Origin of the sequence: Lancefieldella parvula (assembly GCF_963547875.1) — a bacterium.
GTDB lineage: Bacteria > Actinomycetota > Coriobacteriia > Coriobacteriales > Atopobiaceae > Lancefieldella > Lancefieldella parvula_D.
In genome coordinates this window covers 1-4,639 of the sequence record NZ_CAUUSI010000032.1, presented here as the reverse complement: position 1 = coordinate 4,639, position 4,639 = coordinate 1, and the positions used below count along the sequence as shown (strand labels likewise).

The window sequence follows — 4,639 nt, the reverse complement described above, 5'->3', positions numbered from 1 at the left end:
GATCTGGCCGTCGCCCTTACAAGCCTCGCAGCGGCCTCCCTGGACGTTAAACGAGAAACGACCAGCTGAGTAACCACGAGCACGAGACTCTGGGACTGAAGCGTACAGCGCGCGCAGGTCATCCCAAAGGCCAATATAGGTTGCTGGATTAGAACGAGGTGTTCTTCCAATAGGACTCTGGTCAATATCAATGACCTTATCGATAAGATCGACGCCTTCAAGCTTTTTATACTCTCCTACCACACGTTTTGAGTGCTGAACTGCATTGGTAAGCGCGGGTGCAAGGGTATCGGTAACCAAAGAAGACTTACCAGAACCAGAAACGCCTGTGACTACCGTCAACGTGCCCAGCTCAATAGCGGCAGAAACGTTTTTAAGGTTGTTAGCGCTAGCTCCTGTAATCTTGATCTTTCCACGACCGGGCTTACGGCGAGTCTCTGGAAGTCTAATCTGCTTCTTTCCTGTAAGGTACGCGCCTGTGATGGAATCAGGGTTCTTAATGATCTCTTCTGGAGTTCCCGCAGCAACAACGTGACCACCAAGCTCACCAGCGCCTGGACCCATGTCAATAACGTAGTCAGCTGCGCGAATGGTATCTTCATCGTGCTCGACAACAAGTACGGTATTACCACGGTCTCTAAGCTGCTTAAGCGTCTCGATAAGACGGTTGTTGTCTCTTTGATGGAGGCCAATAGAAGGCTCGTCCAAAATGTAAAGGACGCCCATAAGGCCAGCACCGATCTGAGTTGCCAAGCGAATACGCTGGGCTTCTCCACCAGAAAGCGATGCTGCTGCGCGAGAAAGCGTGAGGTAGTCCAAGCCAACGTTTACCAAGAATTGCAGCCTTGCCACAATCTCTTTGACAATAGGACCTGCAATAACCTTCTGACGGTCAGTAATAGTCAGCTGCTTAAAGAACTCTAGAGACTCCTTACAGGAGAGTTCACAGACCTCCCAGATGTTCTTCTCGCCAACGGTAACAGAAAGAATTTCTGGCTTTAAGCGAGCTCCATGGCAGGTTGTACAGGGCATCTCTCGAATGTACTTCTCAAGATGCGTCTTCATATTTTCTGACGTGGTCTCTTGGTACTTGTCAAAAAGAATCTTTCTGACACCAGAGAACGTAGTAAACCAGTGTGTATTGCGGCCGTCTCGCGTTTTGTAGTCAACGCGAATCTTAGTTGAACCAAGGCCACCGAGAAGGGCGTCTTGTACCTTCTTTGGTAGCTTGTTCCAAGGCGTTGTATCAGACACGTCAAAATGCTTGCAGACTGCAGACAAAATCTGAGGATAGTAGTTTGAATGGCCAAAGAGACTTCCAAAAACGCCTTCGGAAACAGACAGCTTTGGATCTGCAATGAGTGCTGCAGCATCAATAATTTTACGAGTTCCTAGACCATCACAGTCAGGGCAGGCACCGTAAGGGGCATTGAACGAGAAATCACGAGGCTGCAGATCATCCATGGAGTGACCGTGAATAGGACAAGCAAGCGCCAGTGAATACTGCAGGAGTTCTTCTGGCATAGTCTCTGGATTGGATTTATCGGCCAGGAGCAATATGCCTACTTTACCCTGCGCAAGTTTGGTTGCCTGCTCAACGCCCTCAACAATACGACCCAAAGAATCGGGGCGGATGACAATACGGTCGACAACCACCTCAATATCGTGCTTAAGTGTTTTACCCAGCGTGATTTCTTCATCAAGTTCACGCACAACGCCGTCAACACGAACGCGAGAAAATCCTTCTTTGCGCAAGTCTTCAAAGAGCTTAACGTACTCGCCCTTACGACCCAAAACAACAGGAGCTAAAACATAAGCTCTGCGTCCCTGACCAGCCTCGAGGATTTTATCGGCAACCTGATCTGTTGTCTGGCGCTCAATAACGCGACCGCACTCAGGGCAGTGAGGAGTACCCATGCGAGCATACAAAAGGCGCAGATAGTCGTAGATTTCTGTAACGGTACCTACGGTAGAGCGAGGATTTCTGGAAGTGGTCTTCTGGTCAATGGACACCGCAGGAGAAAGGCCATCAATAGAGTCAAGGTCTGGCTTATCCATCTGTCCCAAGAACTGACGGGCATAGCTGGACAAGGACTCAACGTAGCGACGCTGTCCCTCTGCGTAAATGGTGTCGAAGGCAAGACTTGACTTGCCCGAACCAGAAAGTCCCGTAATAACTACCAGCTGATCACGAGGGATATCAATATCAATGTCTTGCAGGTTGTGCTCTCGTGCACCACGGATAGCAATTTTGCTTGAAGCCATAGTTCCTCACATAACCAGTTTGACATGCACATTTCTTTTACGCGCCAACTGCCAAACAATAGAAAACAACATCAGTACACACCGATACAATTTGTGCGTACTGATGTTCTAGTATACCCAAGATAGTGCCGCCAAAACACGGCAAGCACGCTTCCCTATTTAATACGAACCTTCATCACGGCCTTTTTAAGCTTAGAGCCAGATTTCTCCAGCGTGCAGCCTGGTTTATGGGCATCAGATGGAGGTGTCACCAGAAAATCACCTGCGTGCAGAGTGACCCATGTCTCTTCCCCAGGATTGGTATAAGCACCAAAATCAGCATCAAAATTAAATTCACCCTTAAGAACACACTGCTCAAGAGGGGCAACAGCAATGCTTTCGGTGCCAGAAATAACCACATGAATATCAGCGTAAATCTTATGAGCCTCATAGTCCTTCTCGCCAGGAAGAGCAGGCTCAAACTCCATGACGTTCACAAAGACGTTATCTCCATCAATTTCTGTTTTGCCCAAAGGTAGCTCATCCAGATTGTGGGTTGCCAAAAACTCCGCAGCACAGGCCATATATTTCTGACCAAAGTCATTCTCAGATAAATTCTTAATTGACGAGAAAATCATGTGAACCTCCTACGTTCAGCTAAAGTGCGCCGAAAAGATTATAGCTATCTCGTTTGCCATAAACTTCTATGGGTAGAATTAAGTAGTTACTGCATACAACTGCTACATAAGGAGAGACATGGCAGACGTAGATATTGATCGCGAGGCGCTTCGTAAAGAGATTGACGCCGCACTTCACGGTAAAAAGAAAGAGCCACAGCCACCTGCCGGCTTTGAACTCAATCAACACTCAAGCGTTAAGCACGTTATTGGCGTTGTTTCTGGCAAAGGCGGTGTTGGTAAGTCCTTTGTTACTGGCATCCTTGCAACTAACCTTGCTCGCGCAGGTAAGCGCGTTGGTATTCTTGACGGCGATATTACCGGACCTTCAATTCCTCGTATGTTTGGCATCTCTGATGAGCGCTCTTACGGCGTTGAAGAGCAGCTTATTCCTATCGAGGATGCAAATGGTATCAAGATTATGAGCGCTAACCTGGTGCTTCAAAACGAGACCGATCCTGTTCTCTGGAGGGGCCCTGTTGTTGCTGGTGCTATCCAACAGTTCTACAGCCAGTGCAACTGGGGTGACCTTGATTATCTGCTTATCGACATGCCTCCAGGAACGGGCGATGTTGCTCTGACTGTATTCCAGTCCCTTCCTGTTGAGGGCGTTGTAATTGTTTCTTCTCCACAAGATCTTGTTCAGATGGTTGTGGGCAAGGCAGTGCGCATGGCAGAAATGATGCATGTACCTGTACTTGGTTTGATTGAGAACATGGCGTACATCACCTGTCCTCACTGCGATGAGCGCATTGAACCTTACGGTCCATCAAAGCTTGCCGAGACCGCAGCAGCATTTAACCTCAAGCCTTTGGGACAGCTTCCTATGGACGCAACCTTTGCTCAGATTGCCGATAAGGGAACCTTTAGCACCGAGCTTCCTGAAGGCCTTGTTCCTGACGCTACACAAAGCGTTCTTGACCTGTAAGTCCTAGAAGCTGGTGCTTACACAACACAAAAGGTAATTCTTACTATGGCTCAAACAACGCGCATTAAAGAACGACAAGCAGCACAGGCTCAGCGTATTAAGCAAGCTCAGGCGTTCATGGTGCCAGACAACATTGATGTAGCAATTTTAGGTGGCGGCGCAGCAGGACTCTGCGCTGCCATCACTGCTGCTGAGGCTCTTGGTGCCAATAAGCGCGTTGTTGTCTTTGAGAAAGCACTGGAGAGCGGCAGAACTATCCTGGCAACAGGCGGCGGTCGTTGTAACTTTACCAATGCTGATTTGAGCTTTGAGAATTTCTCTCATCCAGAGTTCGTTCAGGCTGTCTGCAAAGACAAAGACACGTTTCTTGCGGATATTCTCTCTTTCTTTAGGTCCAGCGGTCTTGCTTGGGCTACAGAAGACGAGGGCAGAATGTACCCTCTTACCAGGCAAGCAAGCTCCATCCAGTCACTTTTGCTCAGACGTGCCCAAAAAGCTGGTGTCCAATTTGCCCTAGGACGAGAAGTAACATCAGTCAAACCCCAACACAACAGCTTCATCGTTGCCTTCAAAGAATGCTTTGCTGGCGAGAAAACCCACAAGGTCCACGCTTCATCGGTAGTTCTAGCTACTGGTGGACTCACAACCACAGAACTTGCAGAGAGCCTTGACTTACAGACCACTTCACTGCGACCTGGGCTCTGCGCGCTCACCTGCACCCCTGAGCCTCCTGCAAGCCTGGATGGCAAACGTGTCCGTGCGCATGCAGCTCTTGTAAGAGACGGCGTTG

Annotated in this window: 4 protein-coding genes; 2 read left to right on the top strand and 2 right to left on the bottom strand. The window is 48.8% G+C overall.

Annotated features, from left to right (window positions below; translation table 11 throughout):
* Together uvrA and RWJ96_RS06795 are read right to left on the bottom strand one after the other, a co-directional pair.
* Positions 1–2,265, bottom strand: a 2,265-nt coding sequence (gene uvrA, locus RWJ96_RS06800; protein WP_314019634.1) for an excinuclease ABC subunit UvrA, incomplete at its 3' end; no start/stop codon positions are given.
* 155 nt (positions 2,266–2,420) lie between these two features.
* Positions 2,421–2,882 carry a YhcH/YjgK/YiaL family protein gene (locus RWJ96_RS06795; RefSeq protein WP_314019632.1) on the bottom strand — a complete coding sequence of 154 codons (462 nt, stop codon included), beginning with the start codon at positions 2,880–2,882 and terminating at the stop codon, positions 2,421–2,423.
* A gap of 118 nt (positions 2,883–3,000) precedes the next feature.
* Between RWJ96_RS06795 and RWJ96_RS06790 the strand changes: the two genes are divergently transcribed.
* Both RWJ96_RS06790 and RWJ96_RS06785 read left to right on the top strand, forming a co-directional pair.
* Positions 3,001–3,849, top strand: coding sequence for an Mrp/NBP35 family ATP-binding protein (locus RWJ96_RS06790; protein ID WP_035427320.1), 849 nt, complete (start codon positions 3,001–3,003; stop codon positions 3,847–3,849).
* A gap of 45 nt (positions 3,850–3,894) precedes the next feature.
* Positions 3,895–4,639: NAD(P)/FAD-dependent oxidoreductase (locus tag RWJ96_RS06785; protein ID WP_314019630.1), on the top strand; the 745-nt coding region annotated here is incomplete at its 3' end.

Bases quoted from the DNA above. Each gene is read 5' to 3' on its own strand.
- RWJ96_RS06790 (WP_035427320.1), top strand. From the start codon at position 3,001: ATGGCAGACGTAGATATTGATCGCGAGGCGCTTCGTAAAGAGATTGAC.
- RWJ96_RS06795 (WP_314019632.1), bottom strand. From the start codon at position 2,882: ATGATTTTCTCGTCAATTAAGAATTTATCTGAGAATGACTTTGGTCAG.